Source organism: uncultured Reyranella sp., from assembly GCF_945957355.1.
Lineage (GTDB): Bacteria > Pseudomonadota > Alphaproteobacteria > Reyranellales > Reyranellaceae > Reyranella.
On record NZ_CAMFKM010000011.1, the window covers coordinates 63029 to 85410 of the forward strand.

The following is a 22382-nucleotide window of genomic DNA, read 5'->3' on the forward strand; positions in this document are numbered from 1 at the left end:
CCGGAGTGGACGCGGGCAAAAGACATCGCGGCGGGGGCAAGCGTCTCGATGGCGCTGAAGGCGGCCGGAAGAGGCGTCCCTGGCGGAAAAGTTCGTCCAGCGTCAAGTTGTGGGAGGACATGGCACCCGTGCGGCATTCTTCTGCCATCATCGACGGCGAGTCGTCGCACTTCACAGACGCGCTCGAATGAGTATAACCCGTCGATGTCCGATATCGAATCGCTCCGCAAATCGCTCGCCCTCTCGTCTGAGGGCCTGTCTTCCGAAGACAAGAAGAAGATGGCTGTTTCGGCCATCACCACGATTCTCGCCGCACTGGGTCGTGGCGTTGGCACGTTCGGCGAATGGGAACAGCGCTGCCTCGCGGCGTCGATCATCGCCCTGCGTGCCAGCAAGTACGACGATTCCCGCTCGCTGGCGCGGCGCGCCCTGTGGCCCGAGGAAAACCGCCGCAATTCCGGCGTCGCCCGCCTGCTGCTGCGGCCGGGAATGCTGACGATTCCCGAACTCACCCGCGAGCTGAAGATCGCCCAGGCCATGCCGTCCCGCCGCTTACAGGCCGCCGCCTAGCTCAAATTCCGCTCGAACCCGCCTATTCGTGCAGGCACCCGGCATACGGAACCCGCGGCGCAGCCTGGGTTCCCGGATAGGAAGCACCTGTTATCCTGTTTCCAGCACAGGGTATGGGGAAACATGGACTTCCGGGAACTGGTACATAGCCGTCGCAGCACCCGCGGCTTCGCGAAGAAGGCGATCTCGAAGTCGGTGATCGCCGAGGTCATCGAGGACGCCAAGCGTGCGCCGTCGTCGATGAACAGCCAGCCGTGGCATGTCCATGTCCTCACCGGCGCGCCGCTCGACGAAGTGCGCCGGCGCAACATGGAGGAAATGGCGGCGGGCAAGCCCTCGAAGCGGGACATCTTCACCCACGGCCCCTACGAGGGTGCCCATCGCCAGCGTCAGGTCGATATCGCCAAGCAGCTGTTCGCCGCCATGGGCATCGCGCGCGACGACAAGGCAATGCGCCAGGACTGGGTGATGCGCGGCTTCCGCCAGTTCGATGCGCCGGTCTCTCTGGTGCTCACGTACGACCGCGTGCTCGATCCCGGCGCCACCTGCCACTTCGATCTCGGGGCGCTGTGCTACGGCATCGTGCTGGCTGCGTGGGATCGCGGCATCGGCGCCGTGGTGAACGGGCAGGGCATTGCCCGGTCCGACATCGTGCGCGAGGTGGCGAACATCCCCGACGACGAGGCGATCATGACCTGCATCGCCCTGGGCTATCCCGACCAATCCTTCGCCGCCAACGCCGTCCGCTCCGAGCGGACGCCCACGGAGCAGTTCGTGCGCTATGTCGGGTTCGACTGAGATTGACCATTGGCACGGCTGCGATCACGTCCGCCCAAATTTGGCGAAGGCCGCGCGGCCGACGTTTCCGGCTTGAGTGACGAAGTCGGTGAACATGCCATCGACTAGGGTCCTCACCCCGGCCGGCGCCTGCGCCGGCGAACCCGCCGAGTAGGGAGGCTTGGGGTCGTATTCGGCAATGAGCTGAACGCTTTCCGCATACAGGCGGTCCCGGAGGCGACCGACGAGGGCCAGGCCGAAATCGATTCCCGCCGTCACGCCGCCCCCCGTGATCCTGTTGCGATCGTCGACGACCCTGCCATCGACGGGCGTGGCGCCGAAGATCGGCAGCAGCGATCTCGTGGCCCAGTGAGATGTCGCCCTGTAGCCGGCGAGCAACCCCGCCGCGCCGAGAAGCAGCGAACCGGTGCATACCGACGTGACGTGCTTCGCGCGGCTGCCGCGATCCTTCAGGAAGCGCATCGTCTCATCGTCTTCCATGGCCGCGAGCGTGCCGCGCGTACCTCCGGGTACGCAGATGAGGTCGAGATCCCGGGGACACTCGTCGAGTGTCAGGGACGGCACGATCACGAGGCCGGTGTCGCTCCGCACCGGGTCCCGGGTCTTCGCCACCAGATGAACCGTCGCCCCCATCAAGCCTGTCAGCATGTGATGCGGGCCGACCATGTCGAGCGCGGTGAACTGCGGATAGATCAGGAACGCGATCTGCTCCGCTCCCATCCAATGCGCAGGCATGGAGGACATGTCATGCACCGGTACGTCCGGTGCGGCGCCGGCGGAGGGAGCCTCGCCTCCGGCCGGCTGGGCTACCGCATCCCGGGTTGAATGCGCGACGGCCGCGGCCGTGGCGGCCGCGGCGGAGAATTGACGTCGTGTAAGGGACATGGTGGCGCTCCCGTCAGAATTTGAACGCCAGCTGGCCATAGACCGACAGCGGCGCGCCCGGTGCGACCTGTCCGCCGAGCCAGCTGTACGGCACGAAGTACTGGTTGTTCGTCAGGTTCTTGGCCGAAACGACGGCCCTGATCTTCTCGGTCTCGTATCCGATCTTCGCATCGATCGTATAGTAGCCGGCGGTCTGCCAGAGATTGGTCGCATCTACATATTGGTTGGAAGCCGCGTAGATGCCGGCGCCCAGGCTGAACCCCGGCGCCACGCTCTCGTCGAACTGGTAGTTCAGCCAGAAGCGGCCAGAATGTTCGGGAACGAAGGGCAGCCGGTAGCCCGCCGGGATGCCGGCTCCGGCGGGATCGGCGAAGAAGGCACTCGTGTAGCCGTAACTCGCCAGCACGCTCCAGTTGCGATTGGGCTGGTAGAGGAAGTCGGCTTCGAAGCCGCGCGATGTCTGCTGGGTGAGAATGCCGGACACGGCGGTCAGCCGGACCGGTACGTTCGTGCGCTCGATCTGGAAGAGCGCCATGGTCCCGGTGAAGGTATCGTTGATGTTGAGTTTCACACCGGCCTCGTACTGCGTGGAAAACTCGGGCGCCGGCTGGGCGAATGTCTGCGAGAACGGCACCCACTTCATTCCCTGGGAGTAGCTGCCGTACAGCGACAACCCCTTGATCAGATCGACGACGACGCCGGCGCGGGGAAGCAGCCGGGTCGCTTGGGTCACGCGCGTCACCATCGCGCCGGTGGCGAACTCATTGTAGGTGATGTCGATCGACGCCACGCGGGCCCCGGCGAGCACATGGAAGCGCTCGTTGATCGTCGACTGCAGCTGCGTATAGAAGCCCGTCGTCAGGTACGTGTTGTTGAAGTTGAAGAACGAAACACCTTCCCCGCGTCCCGGCACAGGGAAGGTATAGGGTGTCGTGAACGACGGATTCTGCAGGTTCACGAGGGAGGGCGTGCAGCCGAACCCGATGAGAAAACAGAAGTTGCCGTTGGTGTCGACGTTCATGAAACCCCAGTCGGTGACGCGGCTGAAATCGCCACCGATCAGCAGCGTATTCTTGGTCGACTCCGTCGAGAACTTCGCCTGCACCGTCGGGTTGATACTGAACTCCTGCTGCTGGTCGTACACCTCGATGTTGTTGACGTCGAATGTCGATGGCGGAAACAGCGGCGTGCCCCCGGTGCCTGTGGCATCGAGGAAGGCGCTTTGGGAGTTCTGCTGCATCTCCGACCGGCTCCACCGCGCCTTGACGTTGACCGACCAGACATCGTCGATGCGATGGTCCAGCGTTCCGGTCACGCCATACACCTTCGAGTAGCTCGGCATGATGTTGGGATCGCCGAAGTACAGGCTTCGGTCGACGGTATAGGCGCCGGTGACCGTGCCGCTGACCGGCAGGCCGGGATATGCCTGTTGGTAGGCCTGCGACACAAAACCCTGGAGCGTCAGGGTCGTGTCAACGCGGTTGGTTAGTGTGAGCGTCGGATTGACGCTGAAGCGGCGGGAATTCAAGACGTCGATGAAACTGGCGGCCCCGGTGTACTCGGAGGTGAGGCGAAAGAGCACCGTCTTCTCCTCGTTCAGGGGCTGGTTCACGTCGATGTAGGGATTGGCGTACCAGTAGCTGCCGAAGGTCGTGCCGAACTGATACTTCGCCGTGTCGGTCGGCATCTTCGAGACGACGTTGAGCACGCCGCCGACCGGCGCGCCGGCGCCGCCGCCATAGACGACCGCGCTGGGACCCTTCAGGACCTCGACCCGCTCGACATTCACCAGACCGTCGCGGTCGCCCGCGATGAACAGGTTGCCGGCAAAGCCGTCGGTCCAGAGTTCCGCGCCGAACCCCCTGATCTTCACCGGTGTCTGCTCGACGTTGCCGATCATCCGTGTGTCGACGGGCTGCACGTTGCTGGCGTTCCTGACTGCATCGCTGAGTGTTATCGAGAGCTGGCTGTCGATCAGGGAACGTGTGATGACGTTGATGTTCTGGGGCAGCTGCTCGATGGGCGTGGAGGTCCTGGTGGAAGACTTCGCCGTGAGCGCCCGGAATCCCTGGACCGGACCGGCTGTCGTATTCTCCACCGGCACGCCTGTTCCCTGGACGACAACCGGAGGGAATTCCACGGAAGCAGGAGAGGGCTGGCCGGTGGTCTGACCGAACGCCGGCATGGTCAGAAGTGCCAGGCCAGAACCGAGTAGAAGCCTGGCGGCGCCGGACTTCACGCAAAAGTCCGCTGTGATGTGCTTAAAGTGCATGAGTGCCTCCGGCCCCGTTGGAGAGGACAGCAGAGGCTGGAGGTAGAGCGAGTGCAGGCACGAAAGACAGGCCCGCAAAGGCGACGGAAGTCGCCCAGGGAATCGAGAACATTTATTGCTTCCTTGATTGGCTGACGCAGGGCATCGCGCGCGTCACGGACGCGCGCGTTGCACGATGAATTGTCAGTCGTTCGGAAGCGGCGGGGCGCGAGGCTGTTGTGGACCGTCGCGGATGGCGCCGGTCGTCGGGTCATGAAGTCGAGACGGGACTGGATCCGAAGCCGGAACCTGATCGACGAGGACGGCTGCAACCGACGGGCTCAGCAGTATCGGCGCATGGGCGAGGCCGAAGCAGCAGTCGTGGACCTTCGCAGAGGACGGGCCCGATCCCTGATCCGCCTCGCTGTCCGATGTGGATTGGCAAAGCGCACCCCATAGGGCTGCCACCGCGTCCGGTCCGCCCGTACGGAGCATGACCGCGTGCGCCAGCGGCTGCAGGATTGCCAACGTCACGGCAAACAGCGCCGTCACCAGCACGAAGGCGCGCATCTGGGACGGGAGCAGCCGAGCAGACATTGGCATAATTATGACGATGCAACCGATCCTTACAATGGACATTTTGATACACGCTGCGAAGGGCACGGCCAGGACGCGGAGCATTTTCGCCGCGGGCATCCCCACCGCCGGTCGCTACGAGCGGACAAGGCAGCGGACTGGTCATAGACTACGGACCATGCTCGTTGCGCTGGCTCTGTTCGTCATTTCGGTCGTCTACGCCACGGTCGGCCAGGCTGGCGGGACGGGCTTCCTTGCGGTCATGGCCGTGGCTGGAGTGCCGGTCGACCAGCTTCGACCGACGGCGCTCGCCATGAACGTCGTTGCCGCGTCCTATTCGAGCTGGCGGCTCCAGGCGGCCGGGCTGATCGACTGGCGCATGTTGATGCCCTTGGCCGTCCCTGCACTTGCCGCCGCGTTCGTCGGCGGCGTGATCGCCCTGCCGTCGGGACTTTATGCGTCCGTCACCGGCGCTCTGCTGCTCGCGGCGGCTTCGCTGATGGTCGCGAGGCCTGCCACCGCTCTCCTGCCGGGCATCGCCGCCTCGCGGGCGGGCCTGGTAGCCATCGGGACGGCGGCCGGCTTTCTCTCCGGACTCTCCGGCATCGGCGGCGGCGTCTTCATCGCGCCCGCACTGATCGTGCTCGGCTGGGCCCGGCCCAAGCAAGCCGCCGGCCTGTCGGCGCCGTTCATCCTCGGCAATTCGTTGACGGGGCTGGCGGGCACTCTGCTGGCCGGCCAGCAGTTCGCACCCGGCCTTCCGCTCTTCGCCTGTGTCGCCCTCCTGGGCGCAGCCGTAGGCAGTGCCGCGATCCTCCACGTCTCGGAGCGCATGGTGCGTTTCGTTCTGGCGGCCGTCATCGCCGTTGCCGGCCTGCGGCTCGCGGCGAGGTGAGGGCGGGCTTCGCCCTCAGCCGCGCCCCATCGCATAGAACTCGGGGTTCGGGCGCATGCTGGTGACGTTGGCCATACGGTTCGAAAGGCCGAAGAAGGCGGCGATGGCGGCGATGTCCCAGACATCTTCCTCGTCGAAACCGTGCTCCTTCAGCGTCTGCATGTCGTCGTCGCCCACGAGATGCGCGGATTGGCTTACCTTCACGGCGAAGTCGAGCATGGCCTTCTGGCGTGGCGAGATGTCGGCCTTGCGGTAGTTGATGGCGATCTGGTCGGCGATCAGCGGATCCTTGGCGCGAATGCGCAGGATCGCACCGTGCGCGATGACGCAATACTGGCACTGGTTGAGATTCGAGGTCGCCACGACGATCATTTCTCGCTCGGCCTTGCTGAGGTTGCCGGGCTTGTCCATCAGCGCATCGTGATAAGCGAAGAAGGCGCGGAATTCCTCCGGCCGATGGGCGAGGACGAGGAACACATTGGGGATGAAGCCGGACTTTTCCTGCACCTTCTCGATGCGCTCGCGGATGTCGGCGGGCATATCGGCCAGGGCGGGGACGGGGAAGCGGCTGACGGTAAGATTCTTGGTGGACATGGGCGTGTTCTCCCGAAGACTGTGAAGGGCGATATGGTGATCTCTCGACGCGCGAGTGCGCCGTGGCACGTTCGTCCGAATCACCGCACGGAATAGACGAAGTTGGCACCTCCCGAAGACTTGCCGCTCCCCGAACCGCCGGCCGGCACGGCCATGGCTTCGTAGACGAACAGCACGAAATCGCTGAAGGCCTTGCGCCCGTCGAATGGCTCCTGTTGGGGAACACGCCTGCAATCGCTCTTTCGGGAGGCGCAGACATAGAATGAAGTGAAGTTGTGCTCGCCGACCTTGACCATGTCGGCCGTCTTGTCCTTGTCGCTGTGGATGAACCGGTACTTCAGGTGGGGATTGACATAGAGGCGAGGGAACTTCGACTTCAGGTCGTCCACGCAGATCACGCAGTTGGGGCCCTGTGTGAAGGTCGGGTCGGCATACATCAACCGTGAACGCGGGCCGTGCCCATTTTCCGGGCAACCTTCGAGGCGATACGCGATGTTATCGCCGGGAGGCGATGACGGTACTGCCAATGCCTGCAAGGGATACTCGCAGAGGAAAAATTTCTCCGCCTCGTCCTCGCTGATCTCTCGGCCCGGCTCGTGATGCGCGAAGGAACCGGTCGCATATTGATAGAGCGCGCGGAGACGCCTGAGCTGATTGGATCCATTGGCAGGAACCATGGTCCAGCTCTGGTTCCACGAATCGACGAGTTGAATGCCGAGCGCGGGGGCGGCCGTCGTGAGCGTTCCCGTAAACTGATTGCCCGCGTTCCTTCCCCCTTCGGTGATTCTGGCTGCAGTGGCATAACTCGAGCCCAGGGGAAGGCTGAGGTTCGGATTGACCGCGTTGGCTGTCTGGGCGGTACCAATCGAAATTGTCACCTGAGAGGGTACGAAATCCGGGTCATCGAGGGACTGCGCCAGGTTGTAAAATATCTGCCGCTTCTGCAGCGAACCGAGGGACGAGGCGAGATCTGCGGTGTTGTAGTTGAGTTGGGCGCTCGCGCAGCCCGTCAGGACTGCTCCCAATCCCAGACAAACCAGAAGCCAACGCATGCATCCCCCAAGTTTCGCGGCAGCAGGCTAGGCGATGTCCACCTGACAATTCAACGCATTTGCACGTGTCGCCTTCATTTGTCAGGTGTCTCCCCGGCCGGACTTTACGCCGCCAGCAGGTCCGCTACTGCGGCCTTCTGCGACTCGGCGAGCGATACGCTCCTGCGGGTGGCGGCGTCGACATAGACATGGACGAAATGGCCGACGGCCGCAGGCGTCTCGCTGGCCGGGATGAAGATCGCGAGTTCGTAGCGTAGAGAGCTGTTGCCGATGCGGCCGAGGCGGATCCCGACGTCCACCGTCGCGGGAAAGTCGACCGGCGCAAGGAATTCGCAGCCGCTGGCAATGCACAGTCCGATCGAGGTCTGGCCCGGCGCCCGCAGGATGCCCCGCTCGATGGCGAGCGTGGTGAGCGCCGTGTCGAACCAATTATAGTAGACGGCATTGTTGACGTGGCCGTAGGCATCGCAGTCTGACCACCGGCTCGCCACCGGCATCCACCACTTGTAATCCCTGCGCCGCTCGTCCTTCGCCGCCTTCGCGCTCGTCATCACGATCTCCCCGCCCAATGACGGGCGTCATCTACAGGCGACCTCACGCTCGTTGCAACGAAGGAAAATGTGCCCCCGGTGGTGCGGAGATAACGCGCGATCCACGCCGGGCTGTTGTGCATTCGCAGCATGCACCGCTCACCGACTTCCCGGCAGCGGGACCCTACGCGGATCGCGATTACGGCGGTGATCGCGCAGCGATTTTCGACCCTTGATGCAGCGCACCGGATCGTGCCCAATTCCGCCTCTCTCGAGACTCTTTGGACGAATGAAAGGTCCGGCCATGCGAAAGAACAAGATCAAGGAGATTTGGGCAGCGGGGAAGTGCGCGACACTGGGCTGGCTCTCGGTGCCAAACACCTTCACTGCTGAGGTCATGGCCCGGCAGGGCTTCGACGCGCTGTGCGTCGACCTGCAGCACGGCCTGTCGGAGATGAAGGACGTGGCGCCGATGCTTCAGGCGATCTCCCAGACCGACACCGTTCCCGTCGTGCGCGTCGCCTGGAACGAGCCGGCCGCCATCATGAAGGCGCTCGATCTCGGCGCCTACGGCATCATCGTGCCGCTGGTGAACAACGCCGAGGAGGCGGCCAAGGCGGTGGCTGCCTGCCGCTATCCGCCGGTGGGCATGCGCTCGTCCGGTCCGGTGCGCGCCGTACACTATGGTGGTGCCGACTACGTCGCCAATGCCAATGACGAAATCATCGTCATGGCGATGATCGAGACCAAGGAAGGCATCGCTAACCTTGAAGCCATCTGCGCGACGCCGGGCCTCGATGCCGTCTATATCGGTCCGGCCGATCTTTCGTTTGCGCTCGGCCTGCCGCCACGTGGCGACAATCCCGATCCGCTCCACATCGCGACCTGCGACAAGATCCGTGATGCGGCGCACAAGGCCGGCATAAAGTGCGTGATGCATTGCGCCGCGGCCCCCTTCGCGGCGGGCGCCGTGAAGCGTGGCTTCGACATGGTGATGCTCACCGCCGATCTCTCCTGCATGATCGCGGGTGCGCGCCAGCAGCTCGAGGAACTGAAGGCCAAGTCAGCCTGACGCAAACGCAGGCGTGACTGTAGCAGCCGATGATGGTGCCACAGTCACGCTAAAGCTCTGCCCTTGCTCAATTGTGGCGAGGGACAGAATTCGTGACGGATGCGCCATCTACGATGCAATTATATAGGATTTCGCGGGAATAAACACAGATTATTCGCCAAAAAGTGGTGCCTGCTCAGGATAGGGGGTGGCGAGAGCAATCGCCGTTGTCTACGGTAACGCCAGCCGGTCGAGATAGCGTAAGTTTCGATATGGGGCAGAGGGGTGGAAATGGCAGATGAGCGCACACGAAGCTTGCAGCTTTCCAAATATTACTGCACCGAGAGAACTCTCGAAATAAAGGCCGAACTCGAGCGTCTCGCGGGGGAAAGCGCAGAACTCAAGGCCGAGCTCGACGCCACGGTCGAGCCCGGGCGGCAAGGCGTGATCCGTCGCCGCCGTGCCTACCTCAATCGTCGCAACGACGAACTGAAGACAGAGCGAGCCGCTCTCGCGGCAGAGTTGCGTGTCGCGTCGGATGGTCTCAAGTCACTGTCGTAGTCGGTCCGCATTCAAGTCAATCGAGTGCATCGAGTGCTTGACGAATCTGTCTTTCTGCTGCGGGCCAGCGTTCGATCGCTTGGCCTGGCTTCAGCACCTCTGTCTGCAGATCCGATTTCGTATAGACCAGTTCGCCATCGTCATTGACCCGAAGCGACCCTTCGATGCCGGTGATTGCGATTTCCCTGGCCATGGCTTCCCTCCGGACCTGTCACCTGACGAACTACGCGCGTCAGCATGTTCCGTTGCATCGAGCCCAAGACAGCCAGCACCGCCGAAAGTCGAATGCAATTTCCAACGGGAATGTGGGCATTCGTGAACAAATATCCGTGAGGAATTTGCATAGTTCCAGCGTCCCGTTCAGAATTTGCTGCCTCGCATATCTTCGCGCTGAATCGAATGCTTGGATGCTCATCAATGTTGCGATAGTGGTGAGGTCATGACGGATTTGGCGGACGCGACACGTCACTTACTTTGCCAGCGTATCCATCGGTTCGTGCTCGTGCTGGAACGTTTCAGGCGTAATCCGAACCGTCGAGAGGCTTATCATATCCTCTCGGCCATAGAGTCGGTTCGTGAGGGTCGGTATGAGGCGGGTTTGGAGGCTGTCCGCGCCGCCGAACACGTGGATCCGATCCCCGATGGCCTTGCCTTACTACCGGGACTCCACGACGACATGACCGCGGCCGAATTGCGCCAGGCCTTGCGTGCGGTCGTGCGGCCTGCCTCCGGCGGCGCACCCGCCGATACGGCACCCGAGTTAGGCAAGTAGGCGTGCCGCCGGCCGCAGGGGCGGCATAGTCCTATTGGATGGTAGGCTTGGGCGAGACCTGACGCGGCCGCGACCGAGACGCGCAGCGGGCAGCTTGTATAGAAGCTCCCTCCAGCTTCGGGCCGTTCTTCCCAAGGGCAAGCACGCTTGTCCCGATGCGAATTACAAAGCGCTTGCAACCACCGTGAAGGAGGCCCGTTGGCATGGCGGCCCGAAGGTCCGGCCGCGGGCCACAAGCGTGAGGAACAGAGGATGCCACTCGACGCCACCGATACGGGACTGGGATTCAAACTTGCTCCACCCCGTGGCTTGCGTGAAGGCCGCCACCGCTCGCTAGCAGGCTGGATGCTGCGCGAGCAGCGGTGGGTCATATCGACCGAGTACGACGCGCAGGTGGCGCGGAGAATTCTGCCAACTCCTCGATTCCAACGTTGCAACCCGACTCCTAGACGATGCGGGGAAGATCTCTGATGCCACGCATCGCATGGGCCGACTTGGCCGGTTCTCCTGATACCGCCTTTCTCCTGACAGGCGAAATCGCGCCTTGTTTTGCCGGGGGCCAGCGCGACGATGATCCCTTCGATAGCGCGCGGCTGCGGTTTGCCGCCAATCTGATCGTACGTACCTGCAGCCACCTCAAATTGGAGGGGCCGTTCGCGGTTCAGCCCTCCCGCGATGCGAGCCCGCTGATCCTTTGCGCAGTCACCGAGCCGGTTGATTTCGCGCGTCTGAGCGAGGTCACAGGTGGCGTCGATATCGACGCATTGCCGTGGCGCGCTCGCCTCCATTTCCAGCTCGATGAGGCCCGTCACGAGGCGTTGCTGGCTGTTGCGGGCCCGCCCGATGGACGCGGTGCCGGGCGCCGTGCCCGGGCAGTTGCCCGCGAGGCGGAAGAACACGCGCGCTATCGCTGGGGGCAGGACTGAGGAACGCATGGTGAGGAACGGGGGCTTCCGACTGGAGGCCGACACCATGCTCCACCTCTGCGTTGACATGCAGCGTCTCTTTGCCGAGGAGACGGCGTGGCAGGTGCCGTGGCTGACGCGGGTATTGCCGGCCGTCGTCGAGATCGCGAGCCGGCACACACGGCGCAGCGTGTTCAGCCTGTTCGCGCCGCCTGCAACGGCCGATGCGGCGGAGGGTGCATGGCGTGCCTATTATGAGCGCTGGCCGCAGATGACGCGCGAGGCCCTCGATCCCCGCCTGCTCGAGCTCGTCGAGCCGCTCGCTCGCCTGGTGCCGCCCGCCCGGACCATCGACAAGCCGGCCAATTCCGTGTTCAGCCGCGCCGGTTTTGCAGCGGCCCTCAAGCGGCGTGGCATCACCACCCTGGTCGTGACCGGCGGGGAGACGGACGTCTGTGTACTCGCGACGGTGATGCAGGCGATCGACCTCGGCTTCCGGGTAGTGCTGCCCATCGACGCGCTGTGTAGCACCAGCGACGGCGCACACGATGCGCTGATCGACCTGTTCCGAACGCGCTTCGCCACGCAGGTGGAGTCGACGACGACCGGGGAACTCCTGAACCGCTGGTAGGCCCGCAGCCGCCGCGGGAAGGGTTCTGGGCGGCTGAGTTGCGGCGTCATTCCGTCGGCCGCTGCCGAGAAAGACACCGAGGGCTGGGCGAGTCGTCGTGCCTTCGCACTCTGTTCGACGGTGCGTGAATGCCTCGTGGCTGTGGGCAGGGAGACAGACCATCGCGACGCGGGTCGCCGTCGCCGAGAGCGCGGGCGCGCCGGCCTCGCGCGCAGAGCTTGCGTTGGGATGACGCGTAGTGTCGCGATCCGACCCACATAATGGAGAGAAGGGGCAACCGCCTTGAGGGCAGGCCGTTGGCAGCGTTCCTCACGCACAACTGAACGGATTCTATCCATGGCCAAGAAGCCCGCACCGCCGACGATGGCTCCTCCTCCGCCCCGCACGGCAGGGCAGGATACGCCCCTCGACAAGGACATTGTTGCGCGGCAGGAAACGGCCAAGACGACCGAGCTTCGATCGGTTACGGCTCCGCCGGGCAACGTGTTGACGACCAACCAGGGTGTCGGCGTCAGCGACGACCAGAATTCCTTGAAGGCCGGGGTGCGCGGGCCGACGCTGCTCGAAGATATATTGATGCGCGAGAAGATCACGCACTTCGACCATGAGCGCATCCCCGAGCGCGTGGTTCATGCGCGGGGCGCTGCTGCGCACGGCGTGTTCCAGGTCTACGAAGACCTGTCCGACCTCACTTGCGCGCAGCTCTTCCGGGACCCCAAGGTCCAGACTCCGGTCTTCGTCCGCTTCTCGACGGTCGCTGGCTCGCGCGGTTCGGCGGATACGCCGCGCGACGTTCGTGGCTTTGCGGTGAAATTCTACACCCAGGAAGGAGTGTGGGATCTTGTCGGCAATAATATGCCAGTCTTCTTCATCCAGGACGCCAACAAATTTCCCGACTTGATCCACGCGGTGAAGCCCGAGCCTCACAACGAGATTCCGCAGGCCCAGTCGGCCCACGACACTTTCTGGGATTTCGTTTCGTTGACGCCGGAGAGCGCCCACATGCTGATGTGGGCCATGAGCGACCGCGCGCTCCCGCGCAGCTATGCGACGATGGAAGGTTTCGGCGTTCATACCTTTCGCCTGGTCGATGCCGAAGGCGGCTGGCGGTTTGTGAAATTTCACTGGAAGCCGCTCAAGGGCGTGTGCTCACTGGTGTGGGACGAGGCCAACCTTCTGATGGGCCGTGATCCGGACTTCAATCGCCGCGATCTCTGGGAAGCCATCGAGCGCGGCGACTTCCCTGAATGGGAGCTCGGCCTGCAGATCGTCGAACCGGCCGATGAGCACAAGTTCGACTTCGACCTGCTCGATGCGACCAAGATCGTCCCGGAGGAGTTGGTCCCCGTCCGGAAGGTCGGCAAGCTTACTCTGAATCGCAATCCGGACAATTTCTTCGCGGAGACGGAGCAGGTCGCTTTTCACACCGGTCACGTCGTGCCGGGCATCGACTTCACCAACGACCCGCTGCTGCAGGGGCGGCTCTTCTCCTACATCGACACCCAGCTGCGTCGCGTGGGGCCCAATTTTCACGAGCTGCCGATCAATCGCTCGCTGCGGCCCGTCGACAACAACCAGCGCGACGGCTTCGGCCGCCATACCATCAACCCTGGCAAAGTCTCCTATTTCCCCAACAGCCTGGGCGGCGGCTGCCCGATGCATTCGCCCGCGGCCGCGGCGGCCTTCCGCTCGGTGGCGTTCCAGGAGGCCGGCGCGAAACTGCGCCAGCGCAGTGACAGTTTCAGTGACCATTTCAGCCAGGCGAGCATGTTCTGGAACAGCATGAGCGACTGGGAGAAGGACCATATTGCGGCGGCCTTCGCCTTTGAGTTGAACATGGTCGTCGACGAGGGCGTGCGAAACCGCGTGATGAACGAGTTGTTGTGCAATATCTCGCCGCAACTCGCCCAAATGGTTTCGGGCCAGACCGGCATCGAAGTGGCGCCAGCCGGCTCGCCGCAGGCGCCAACCCCGTCCGCTCCGAGTCCGTCGGGGCCCCTCAATCTCAACGCCGGGGAGCTGCGCTCGCCCGCGCTCTCGATGGACAGGCCGCCGCCAATGGTACGGGGCCGCAAGATCGCGGTCCTCGTGGGCAACGGTGTGGATGCTGGCGTCGTCAGGTCCATGGCAGGCGATATCGCGAAGGCGGGTCAACTGACGGAGCTGATCGGTCCCAATGCTGGCGCCGTGATCGACGCCACTGGCAAGCCGCTGCCCGTGAACCGAGCGGCGCCCAACGCACCGTCTGTGATCTATGACGCCGTGCTCGTTCCGCCCGGCGTAGCGGAGGGCCTGGCCACCATGCCGATCGCCCAGCGCTTCATCGACGAGGCCTTTCGTCACGGCAAGCCGATTGCGGCGGCATCGGATGCGCGTGGACTGCTCGAGCGACTCGGTCTCGCAGACGCAGAAGGGGTTGTGATTGACGACGGCAAGGTGGTGGCGCTGCTGCTCGACAATCTCGCGCAGCATCGCTTCCCTCGCCGCGTGTCGAACCTTGCTTCCAATTGATTGCAACTTGCCGGCGAAAAGCCCGTTTCGCGGATGATATAATTCAAGGAGGTTTTATGGCTACGAATGAGAACGCGGTCGCTTTGCTGAAGGCGGACCATCGTAAGGTTGAGGAGCTCTTTGAATCCTTCGAGAAGGCCCGTTCGGAAGAGCGGAAGGTCGCATTGGTGAAAGAGATCTGCACTGAGTTGATGGTGCACGCCACGATCGAGGAGGAAATCTTCTATCCGGCCTGCAAGGGGAAGATCGAGGACGGAGAACTGCTCGACGAAGCCTATGTCGAACATGACGGCGCCAAGGTGCTGATTGCCGAATTGCTGCAGGGCTCACCGTCGGATGAGTTCTACGACGCCAAGGTCAAGGTCCTTTCCGAGATGATCAAGCATCACGTGAAGGAAGAGGAAATGCGCTCCGAAGGTCTTTTCGCCGAGGCACGCGACGCCGGCATGGACCTGAACGATCTCGGGGACCGGTTGAAGGCCCGCAAGGCACAGCTGCTTGCCAAGTTCAAGGAGGCAGGACTGCCACCACCCCAGACTCGCTCCTTCACGGGCCACAAGCTCGCCCAGAGCGAGCCGGTGCATATGCGGTAGCCTGTAGACACCATGGATGACCGGCGGGACCATCGCGACAGCCTCGAAGACGAAGCACCCACGCGACGGAGGCCCGCGTGATCCTGCCCGGCATCCAGGCGATCATGGGCATTCAGCTTATCGCTGTAATCAATTGGAGCTTCGAGACGCTGACTCCCGGCCACCAGCGGATTCACCCGGTGGCCTTTTCCTGGTCCTGCTTGCCATTGGCCGGCTGATGGCGCCCGCCGCGAACCATCGCCAATGTGAGCGTGGCCGCCTCACTTGACGCTTCGTGGATCACGCTTCAAGTCTCATGACCATTGGCAATGGTGTCTCTGTTGATCGGACTCGCCTATGACGCCTTTATCTTCGTCTTCATGGTGATGGCCGACACGGCGACCGCCGTCGCCGGCGGATTGGTAGTCGTATTGGTGCTGACGTCGTTGCAGTTTGCCCTACCGCGTCTCGTGAAGTAGCCGCCGATTGCATCCCGGCCGCAGGCGACCGGGGCAACGACGTGACGTCGGGAGGCACGCCGTCGAGCAGTCCAGCAGTTCGCGACGGGACTGATGCCCATTCTCGAGAAGCACCCCAATCACGCCCGGAAGTTCAAGGCTTGACCGGCCCCGCCAGGGTGGGCGGTGGTGTCAGGCCCCCTGGGCATCGACAGTATGGTGAGGGGCCGAGGCCGCGCCTTTGCCCTAGCCGTGGTTGATGTTATTCAGTCGGGGAGGGAGCGGAACGGCGGTTGATCAATTCCATAGCAAGAACCGTCCATGGCTGGCTGGTGAGGGGGCCGCGCCCTCTCGCTTTTGCCTATGTTTCATTCTGGTCTTGGGTCAGTCGCGGGCTTCTGCCCGTGTCGCTGCAGCGCAGGGTCCGCAACTCGATATGTAGTCGCGGCCATGAATGGCCCGACATGGATTTTGCTGCTCGAAGGGTGCGGCTGGGCGTCCAGACAGAGGTATCCCTGATCCCGCACTGGAAGGAGTTCGACCAGGAAGCTCTGTTCCTCAATGCCCTTGAGTATGAAGCGCCGGTCTTCCGTTGGCTGGAGGACAACGTTGCAGAGAACTACGACCTGATTCTGGAGATCGGTGCCAACGCCGGTCTTTACTCCATATTCTTTGATGCCCTCTTCAGGAAAGCACCGGGTGGTGGCAAACGGCGCATAGTGTCCTTCGAACCGGCTCCCGAAGCCTATCGGCGTTTGATCGCGAACCTCACTGTCAACGAGGCCGAGAGTGTGGTCGCCTATCAGGCGGCCATCGGCGAGGCGTCGGGCTTGCAGGTGTTCTACGAGCCGGTCGGACACCTTACAAATGGATCGCTGCTGCGAGATTTTTCCTCAATCTTTACGCCGCAGGTCGACGAATCGGTTGTAGTGGTTGTTGCCGCGCCCGAACTCGAGCGGTGGCTGGCAACGGCCGACCATGCATTGATCAAGATCGATGTGGAAGGGTTCGAGCCGGAGCTGCTGGCTGCTCTTGGTCCGCTGCTGCAGCGCTACCGTCCGGATTTGCTGATCGAGGTCCTTCCATTCGCACTCGAGAAGCTGAATGCCGATCCGGTGCTGATGGCGTACGAGAAATTTCTCGTGCTACCCGACGGCCTCGAGAAGGCTGACACTTTCCGCACGTCCGAACAGCACAGAGATTGGCTGCTCAGACGAGTTTCACCCGCCGGTTCGATTTTCTCCGGCGTGTAGGTCTCAGCGCTTCCCCACCTTCACCGCCGTAAGCGACTCGTCGCCGGGCTGTACGGGGGTCGCTTCGATGAACGATACGGGATCGGAACCCGGGAAGCTGTCTTTGAGTGCGGCGTCGAGTTTCTTGTCCATTTTCTCGCTTAGCGAAGTCGGCTTTGTGCCAGCGGTATCCGCCGTCTTTTCGCGCCCAATGCGTTGTTCCAGCGCCAGCAACTCCTGCTCCATCATCTTGAGATCCGACACTTCGCGTTGCGATGTCCCACTGACCTTGCTTGCACTTGCGATCTTTGCCTTGAGGTCGTCGCGCTCCTGCATGAGCTGTTCGGTCTTTGTCATGGAATTCTCCGGGCTGATGTTTCGGTCCTGAGCCCAACGCGCTGCGTCCGGTCGAAGTTCCAATCGAAGCCGAACGTTCGCTGGCGCACCGGAACCATTTGCGTACGGCCCGTTGAAGCGCCGGCTGGCTTGATCAGCTCCCAATCAAAGGAACTAGGAAAATGAAGAAGATGTTTGCCCTCGCGGCAATCGCCGTTTGTGTTGCCGGCACTCCTGCCTTCGCCGCCACGGACGCTGAGTGCCAGGACATGTGGAAGAAGGCGGATGCCAACAGCGACGGCAACGTTTCCGGCGGTGAGGCCATCCGCTACATGTCGTTCATGCGGGTCGCCGGCATGACGGTCGCAACGGAAGGTACGATCACACGGGCCGAGTTCATGAATGCCTGCAAGGCGGACGCCTACAAAGCGAAGAAGGCTGATGTCGGTGCGCCCCTGAAGGGCTCCAATTCCTTCACAGAAGCCCAAGCCAAAGATCGCATCATCGCACAGGGCATGGACGGCGTGAGCGAGCTCAAGAAGGACGACGACGGGATTTGGCGGGGCACGGCCCAGCACGGTGGCAAGCCGGTCCAGGTCGCCGTGGACTACAAGGGCAATGTCGTCACGGCCAACCAGTAACCGCAAGGAGAACAGGAACATGAAGACCGTGAGCCGAGCCTACGACAGCTACGCCCAGGCCCGTGCGGCCGTCGACGCCGTGGAGCGTGCGGGCGTGCCCAGCAGCGACGTCAGCATCGTCGCCAACAAGTATGTCAGCGCCGAATACGCCGATGTGGACGACGTGAACAAGACCGCGGCCGGAGCCGGCATCGGCGGCGCGGTCGGAGCGGGCGCCGGATTGCTGGCGGGTCTCGGCCTTTTGGCGATTCCGGGACTCGGCCCGGTGGTGGCAGCGGGATGGCTTGCGTCGACGGCCGCCGTTGCCGCGGGCGGTGCGGCTGCGGGTGGAATCGTGGGAGCGCTCGCCGATGCCGGTACCGACCGCGAGCATGCGGAGGTCTATTCGGAAGCCGTGCGGCGTGGCGGAACACTCGTCACCGCGCGTGTGCCTGACAAGGATGCGGCGCATATCGAGGCAATCCTTGCCGCATCGAGGCCCATCGATCCGGTGGCGCGCGGCGCGGAGTATCGCGCTGCGGGCTGGAAGAGCTTCGATCCCAAGGCCCCTCCATATCGTCCGAGCCAGGCTGAGATCGACCGCATGCGTGCGAACTGGCCGGGCTGAGCCGGCGCCAAAGCCTGAAGAAGAAAGGGGCCCCTCATAGGGCCCCTTTTTCTGTTACATTTTTGCCACCGGTAGGGTGCGGTCACGCAACAACCACAGCTCCCGGGAGTTGACTCTCCAAGAGGAAGGAGAGTGAAGCATGGAAACGGCACGCACACTTCTCGACGATCTCACCAAGTATTTCGTGGGCCCGACAGATCCACGCGAACGTCTGGATGTTCTGGACCGCGACCGGCTGGGCGCCGAAGCCGAGATTCGCGCGGTTCTGGATAAGCTTGCGGCCAAGTACGCCGTCGCCGACGACGATGTCGATGACGCGATGGTCAGCGTCGGTCTCGCCATCGGTGATATGACTTACGAGCGCGAGATCGAATATCTCGAGGAGATCGACGTCACGCCGCCGGTCTAGACATGTTCACGCCAGCTCCCGCACATCAACCAAGGCGCCCATTACCGCAGCGGCCGACGCCATGGCGGGAGAGACGAGGTGGGTACGGGCCGCCGCTCCTTGGCGTCCCTCGAAGTTTCGGTTCGCCGTGCTGGCGCAGCGTTGTCCTGGCAACAGCCGGTCCGGGTTCATGGCAAGGCACATCGAGCAGCCAGGCTCGCGCCATTCAAAGCCCGCTTCGATGAGCACGCGGTCGAGCCCCTCTTCTTCCGCCTGCCGTTTCACGAGCCCGGATCCAGGAACGACAAGCGCCCGCACGCCGGGCGCCACCTTGCGGCCGCGTAGCACGCTGGCGGCGGCGCGGATGTCCTCCAGGCGGCCGTTGCTGCAGGAGCCGATGAAGACGGCATCGACCTTCAAGCCGGCGAGCTTCTGCCCCGATATCAGTCCCATGCAGTCGAGCATGTGCCGGCGTTGGGCCCGGCGCTGGAGATCGGGCTCGTCGTTCGGATTGGGCACGACGCCGGTGATCGCCAGCGCTGTCTCGGGGTTGGTCCCCCAAGTCACCATCGGGGCGATTTGTGTCGCGTCGATCATCGTTACCCGGTCCCACGATACGCCGGCATCGGAGGGCAGCGTACGCCACCATTGGATGGCCTGGTCGAGCGCGTCCCCTTCGGGCGCCCGCTCGCGGCCCCGCACATAGGCGAAGGTCGCTTCGTCGGGCGCGATCAGGCTCGCGCGAGCCCCCATCTCGACCGCCATGTTGCTCACCGTCATACGGCCGGCCATGTCGAGCGACGCAATCGTGTCTCCGCAGAATTCGATCGTGTGGCCGTTACCGCCTGCCGCGCCGACCTGTCCGACGATCGCGAGCGCCAGGTCCTTGGCCGAGGTGCCGAAGGGAAGGCCGCCCGTCGCCTCGACCTTCATGTTGCGCGCCTTCTCTTGCACGAGCGTCTGCGTAGCCAGTACCTGTTCGACCTCCGATGCGCCAACGCCGAAGGCGAGCGCGCCCAAGGCCCCGTGCGTGGAGGCATGAGAATCGCCACTCACGATGGTCTGTCCCGGCAATGAGAAGCCGAGCTCGGGCCCGATCACGTGGACGATGCCCTGGCGTTCGTCGAGCAACGGTATGTAGGGCACGCCGAACGACGCGACATTGGCTTCCAGCGCGGCGACCTGCGCCCGCGAGTTCGGCTCCGTGATACCGTTGCGTCGGCCTTCGGTGGGGACATTGTGATCGACGACGGCAAGCGTCGCGGCGGGCCGCCGCACCGGACGCCCGGCGCGCCGCAACCCGTCGAAGGCCTGCGGGCTGTGCACCTCGTCGAGCAGGTGTCGGTCTACATAGAGCACGCATGTCCGCCCGCCCAGCCGCTCGACGACATGTGCGTCCCAAATCTTGTCGTAGAGGGTGCGTGGATACGGCGCCGTCATGATCTGTCCTGCGATGGGGGAACTTGGAGGATGTGCTTTCTCCTTGCAAACGCAGAGTCCGGTCCATCAGGACCCAAATCGTGGCCAACGTTCCGGACTCCCCATCCTTCTCGCAGGCCACCGCCCTCGATCCCCTGGCTGTCGAGATCGGGACCTATGCGCACGATCCGCTTGGTTTCGTGCTGTTCGCCTTCCCGTGGGGCGAGGCGGGGACGGTGCTGGCGAAGGACGCGGGCCCCGAGCTGTGGCAGCGCGAGGTGCTTCAGGAGATCGGGCGGTCCCTCGATAGCGCCTCCGCCGCGATCCGCGTCGCCGTGGCCTCGGGCCATGGCGTCGGCAAGTCGGCACTGGTCGCGTGGATCATCGTCTGGGCGCTCGCAACCTTCCGTGACACGCGTGGGGTCGTGACGGCCAATACGGCGACGCAGCTCAAGACCAAGACCTGGCCCGAACTCACCAAGTGGCTGCGGCTCGCCGTTTGCGCTGACTGGTTCGAGATCGCGGCCACATCCATCGCCAGCGTCGAGCCGGCGCACGAGCGGACCTGGCGCATCGACGCGGTGCCCTGGAGCCTGCGCAGCACTGAGGCCTTCGCCGGCCTGCACAATCAGGGCCGGCGCCTGTTCGTCGCCTTCGACGAGGCCTCGGCCATTCCCGATCCGGTCTGGGAAACGATAGAGGGGGCGCTGACCGACCGTGGCACCGAGATCCTGTGGCTGGCAACCGGCAATCCGACGCGCAACACCGGGCGTTTCCGTGAATGTTTCGGCCGCTTCCGGCATCGCTGGCAGCGCCATCAGGTCGACGGCCGTAGGGTATCGCTCACCGACAAGAACGAGATCGCCCGCTGGGCCGCCGATTATGGGGATGACAGCGACTTCTTTCGCGTCCGCGTGAAGGGCGAGTTCCCGAGGGGAGGGGCCATGCAGTTCATCGACGGCGAGACGGTGGAGGAGGCGGTCCGCCGCCCGGCCGAGAGCCATCTACGCCAGCCGCTGGTGATGGGCGTCGATTGCGCTCGGGGCGGCGACGACCAGAGCACGATCTGGTTCCGTCGTGGCCACGACGCGCGCTCGGTACCCGCGATCAAGCTGCGCGTGGGAGACCTAATGGTCCTGTCGGGCAAGGTGGCGGAGCTGGCGCTGCGGTATCGCGCGGCCGCCGTGTTCATAGACGAGGGCGGTATCGGCGCCGGTGTCGTCGACCGCGTGCGCCAGATGCTGGCGGGCCATCTCGTCGTCGGCGTCAATTTCGGTGGTCGCGCCGATCGCTATACCCTGGGCGACGGCATGCCACTCACTGCCAACAAGGCCGCCGAAATGTGGGCGTCGATGCGGGCGTGGCTGAAGACCGGTGCCATCCCCGACGATCCCGAACTGCTGGCCGAACTCACGGGGCGCGAATATGGCTTCAACCTGCACAACGCGATCCGGCTCGAGAAGAAGGAAGACATGAAAAAGCGCGGCCTGGCCTCGCCCGACAATGCCGACGGCCTGGCGCTCACCTTCGCCTATCCAGTCGCCGACCTGCCGGGAGAGACGAAATTCGAGTCGGGCGGGGCGCTGCCGGCACTTCGCGCCGTGTCGGTCGAATCCGACTACGATCCGCTTGTGGGGGCTTGAGTGCTGGACTCAGCGTCACTGCATTGTCATGGTCGCTGCAATCGCCCGCAGAGGCGATCTGGGAGGCATCCTGGGTGACGGCTGACCAGCCGGCTCGATGTCTGGAGGCCCGCCCTCTCCCGTTCCGGGGAGAGGGTGGGCCTTTTCACATGGGCGAGCCGCAGGCGTCGGCGATGGCCGGGGCGATCATCGTCGCGAAGGTCTGGGATACGCGGGCCACGGGGCGCAGGCGATGCCGAGCGCCAGCAGCGCGCCGATGTGGCGGGCGAGCCAGGCTTTCATGCGGTGCGGAGGATGGAGGCGCCGGGCTCTTCCGGCACGCTGCCGCCGCCGGTGCGTGCCCACGTACGCCACTGGGGCTGCGACGAGCGCGTACGGCCGTCGCCCGAAGCCGCTTCGTCTGACGCTCCTTCAAGAAGCAGCCAGCCGAAAATTGCCGCTTGCATCTTGGAAATCCGGTTCATCAGTAACTCAAGGGCTCGCTCACAGGAGAGATGCCCTTGG

Annotated in this window: 27 protein-coding genes; 17 read left to right on the forward strand and 10 right to left on the reverse strand. The window is 63.8% G+C overall.

Annotated elements, in window-relative coordinates:
- The first annotated feature begins 204 nt into the window (after positions 1–204).
- Entirely contained in the window at positions 205–570 is a 366-nt protein-coding gene (locus tag Q0Q48_RS18265) for a hypothetical protein (protein ID WP_295140551.1), read from the forward strand.
- 123 nt (positions 571–693) lie between these two features.
- Complete coding sequence (locus Q0Q48_RS18270) at positions 694–1368, forward strand: nitroreductase (RefSeq protein WP_295140554.1); 675 nt, start codon at positions 694–696, stop codon at positions 1366–1368.
- A gap of 24 nt (positions 1369–1392) precedes the next feature.
- Here Q0Q48_RS18270 and Q0Q48_RS18275 read toward each other — a convergent pair whose 3' ends face one another.
- From Q0Q48_RS18275 to Q0Q48_RS18285, 3 genes are all read right to left on the reverse strand, one after another.
- Positions 1393–2253 (reverse strand): DJ-1/PfpI family protein, encoded by an 861-nt coding sequence (locus Q0Q48_RS18275; RefSeq protein WP_295140557.1) that lies wholly within the window; start codon positions 2251–2253, stop codon positions 1393–1395.
- A gap of 13 nt (positions 2254–2266) precedes the next feature.
- Positions 2267–4393: a TonB-dependent siderophore receptor gene (locus Q0Q48_RS18280; protein WP_295140560.1), complete on the reverse strand. Its 2127-nt coding sequence runs from the start codon at positions 4391–4393 to the stop codon at positions 2267–2269.
- Between the two features lie 315 nt (positions 4394–4708).
- Positions 4709–5101, reverse strand: coding sequence for a DUF2946 family protein (locus Q0Q48_RS18285; RefSeq protein WP_295140563.1), 393 nt, complete (start codon positions 5099–5101; stop codon positions 4709–4711).
- Positions 5102–5258: 157 nt separating this feature from the next.
- Here Q0Q48_RS18285 and Q0Q48_RS18290 point away from each other — a divergent pair, with 157 nt between their 5' ends.
- Positions 5259–5975: a sulfite exporter TauE/SafE family protein gene (locus tag Q0Q48_RS18290; RefSeq protein WP_295140566.1), complete on the forward strand. Its 717-nt coding sequence runs from the start codon at positions 5259–5261 to the stop codon at positions 5973–5975.
- Between the two features lie 15 nt (positions 5976–5990).
- On the opposite strand, the gene Q0Q48_RS18295 is transcribed toward Q0Q48_RS18290, so the two are convergent.
- The 3 genes from Q0Q48_RS18295 to Q0Q48_RS18305 form a co-directional block, all read right to left on the reverse strand.
- Positions 5991–6569 (reverse strand): peroxidase-related enzyme, encoded by a 579-nt coding sequence (locus tag Q0Q48_RS18295; protein WP_295140569.1) that lies wholly within the window; start codon positions 6567–6569, stop codon positions 5991–5993.
- Between the two features lie 80 nt (positions 6570–6649).
- On the reverse strand, positions 6650–7621 hold the full coding sequence (locus Q0Q48_RS18300) for a hypothetical protein (RefSeq protein ID WP_295140571.1): 972 nt from the start codon (positions 7619–7621) through the stop codon (positions 6650–6652).
- A gap of 104 nt (positions 7622–7725) precedes the next feature.
- Positions 7726–8172 carry a thioesterase family protein gene (locus Q0Q48_RS18305; protein WP_295140573.1) on the reverse strand — a complete coding sequence of 149 codons (447 nt, stop codon included), beginning with the start codon at positions 8170–8172 and terminating at the stop codon, positions 7726–7728.
- 283 nt (positions 8173–8455) lie between these two features.
- Here Q0Q48_RS18305 and Q0Q48_RS18310 point away from each other — a divergent pair, with 283 nt between their 5' ends.
- On the forward strand, positions 8456–9223 hold the full coding sequence (locus Q0Q48_RS18310; RefSeq protein ID WP_295140575.1) for an aldolase/citrate lyase family protein: 768 nt from the start codon (positions 8456–8458) through the stop codon (positions 9221–9223).
- Between the two features lie 270 nt (positions 9224–9493).
- Complete coding sequence (locus tag Q0Q48_RS18315; RefSeq protein WP_295140578.1) at positions 9494–9763, forward strand: hypothetical protein; 270 nt, start codon at positions 9494–9496, stop codon at positions 9761–9763.
- 16 nt (positions 9764–9779) lie between these two features.
- Here the strand turns inward: Q0Q48_RS18315 and Q0Q48_RS18320 are convergent, their stop codons facing one another.
- Complete coding sequence (locus Q0Q48_RS18320) at positions 9780–9956, reverse strand: hypothetical protein (protein ID WP_295140581.1); 177 nt, start codon at positions 9954–9956, stop codon at positions 9780–9782.
- Positions 9957–10202: 246 nt separating this feature from the next.
- Between Q0Q48_RS18320 and Q0Q48_RS18325 the strand changes: the two genes are divergently transcribed.
- The 8 genes from Q0Q48_RS18325 to Q0Q48_RS18360 all read left to right on the forward strand — a co-directional run bounded on the left by Q0Q48_RS18325 (position 10203) and on the right by Q0Q48_RS18360 (position 16865).
- The gene (locus Q0Q48_RS18325) at positions 10203–10535 is read left to right on the forward strand and encodes a hypothetical protein (RefSeq protein ID WP_295140584.1); all 333 of its coding nucleotides are present in this window, start codon (positions 10203–10205) and stop codon (positions 10533–10535) included.
- A 470-nt stretch (positions 10536–11005) separates the two neighbouring features.
- A complete protein-coding gene (locus Q0Q48_RS18330) occupies positions 11006–11461 on the forward strand; it encodes a hypothetical protein (RefSeq protein ID WP_295140587.1) in 456 nt (151 codons plus the stop codon).
- 7 nt (positions 11462–11468) lie between these two features.
- A complete protein-coding gene (locus Q0Q48_RS18335; RefSeq protein ID WP_295140589.1) occupies positions 11469–12071 on the forward strand; it encodes a cysteine hydrolase in 603 nt (200 codons plus the stop codon).
- A gap of 336 nt (positions 12072–12407) precedes the next feature.
- Positions 12408–14582: a catalase gene (locus tag Q0Q48_RS18340; protein ID WP_295140592.1), complete on the forward strand. Its 2175-nt coding sequence runs from the start codon at positions 12408–12410 to the stop codon at positions 14580–14582.
- Positions 14583–14638: 56 nt separating this feature from the next.
- On the forward strand, positions 14639–15175 hold the full coding sequence (locus Q0Q48_RS18345; RefSeq protein WP_295140594.1) for a hemerythrin domain-containing protein: 537 nt from the start codon (positions 14639–14641) through the stop codon (positions 15173–15175).
- Positions 15176–15252: 77 nt separating this feature from the next.
- Entirely contained in the window at positions 15253–15393 is a 141-nt protein-coding gene (locus Q0Q48_RS18350; protein WP_295140597.1) for a hypothetical protein, read from the forward strand.
- Positions 15394–15483: 90 nt separating this feature from the next.
- Positions 15484–15633, forward strand: coding sequence for a hypothetical protein (locus Q0Q48_RS18355; RefSeq protein WP_295140600.1), 150 nt, complete (start codon positions 15484–15486; stop codon positions 15631–15633).
- A 443-nt stretch (positions 15634–16076) separates the two neighbouring features.
- Entirely contained in the window at positions 16077–16865 is a 789-nt protein-coding gene (locus tag Q0Q48_RS18360) for an FkbM family methyltransferase (protein ID WP_295140603.1), read from the forward strand.
- A gap of 3 nt (positions 16866–16868) precedes the next feature.
- Here Q0Q48_RS18360 and Q0Q48_RS18365 read toward each other — a convergent pair whose 3' ends face one another.
- Positions 16869–17201, reverse strand: coding sequence for a hypothetical protein (locus Q0Q48_RS18365; protein ID WP_295140605.1), 333 nt, complete (start codon positions 17199–17201; stop codon positions 16869–16871).
- Positions 17202–17362: 161 nt separating this feature from the next.
- On the opposite strand from Q0Q48_RS18365, the gene Q0Q48_RS18370 reads away from it, so the two are divergent.
- The 3 genes from Q0Q48_RS18370 (at position 17363) to Q0Q48_RS18380 (ending at position 18837) form a co-directional block, all read left to right on the forward strand.
- Entirely contained in the window at positions 17363–17821 is a 459-nt protein-coding gene (locus Q0Q48_RS18370; RefSeq protein ID WP_295140608.1) for a hypothetical protein, read from the forward strand.
- Positions 17822–17840: 19 nt separating this feature from the next.
- Positions 17841–18428: a hypothetical protein gene (locus Q0Q48_RS18375; RefSeq protein WP_295140612.1), complete on the forward strand. Its 588-nt coding sequence runs from the start codon at positions 17841–17843 to the stop codon at positions 18426–18428.
- Between the two features lie 139 nt (positions 18429–18567).
- A complete protein-coding gene (locus tag Q0Q48_RS18380) occupies positions 18568–18837 on the forward strand; it encodes a hypothetical protein (protein ID WP_295140615.1) in 270 nt (89 codons plus the stop codon).
- A 6-nt stretch (positions 18838–18843) separates the two neighbouring features.
- Here the strand turns inward: Q0Q48_RS18380 and leuC are convergent, their stop codons facing one another.
- Complete coding sequence (gene leuC, locus Q0Q48_RS18385) at positions 18844–20256, reverse strand: 3-isopropylmalate dehydratase large subunit (RefSeq protein WP_295140618.1); 1413 nt, start codon at positions 20254–20256, stop codon at positions 18844–18846.
- Positions 20257–20336: 80 nt separating this feature from the next.
- On the opposite strand from leuC, the gene Q0Q48_RS18390 reads away from it, so the two are divergent.
- Complete coding sequence (locus tag Q0Q48_RS18390; RefSeq protein ID WP_295140621.1) at positions 20337–21878, forward strand: terminase; 1542 nt, start codon at positions 20337–20339, stop codon at positions 21876–21878.
- A 278-nt stretch (positions 21879–22156) separates the two neighbouring features.
- Here Q0Q48_RS18390 and Q0Q48_RS18395 read toward each other — a convergent pair whose 3' ends face one another.
- Positions 22157–22342: a hypothetical protein gene (locus Q0Q48_RS18395; RefSeq protein ID WP_295140625.1), complete on the reverse strand. Its 186-nt coding sequence runs from the start codon at positions 22340–22342 to the stop codon at positions 22157–22159.
- Positions 22343–22382: the final 40 nt, after the last annotated feature.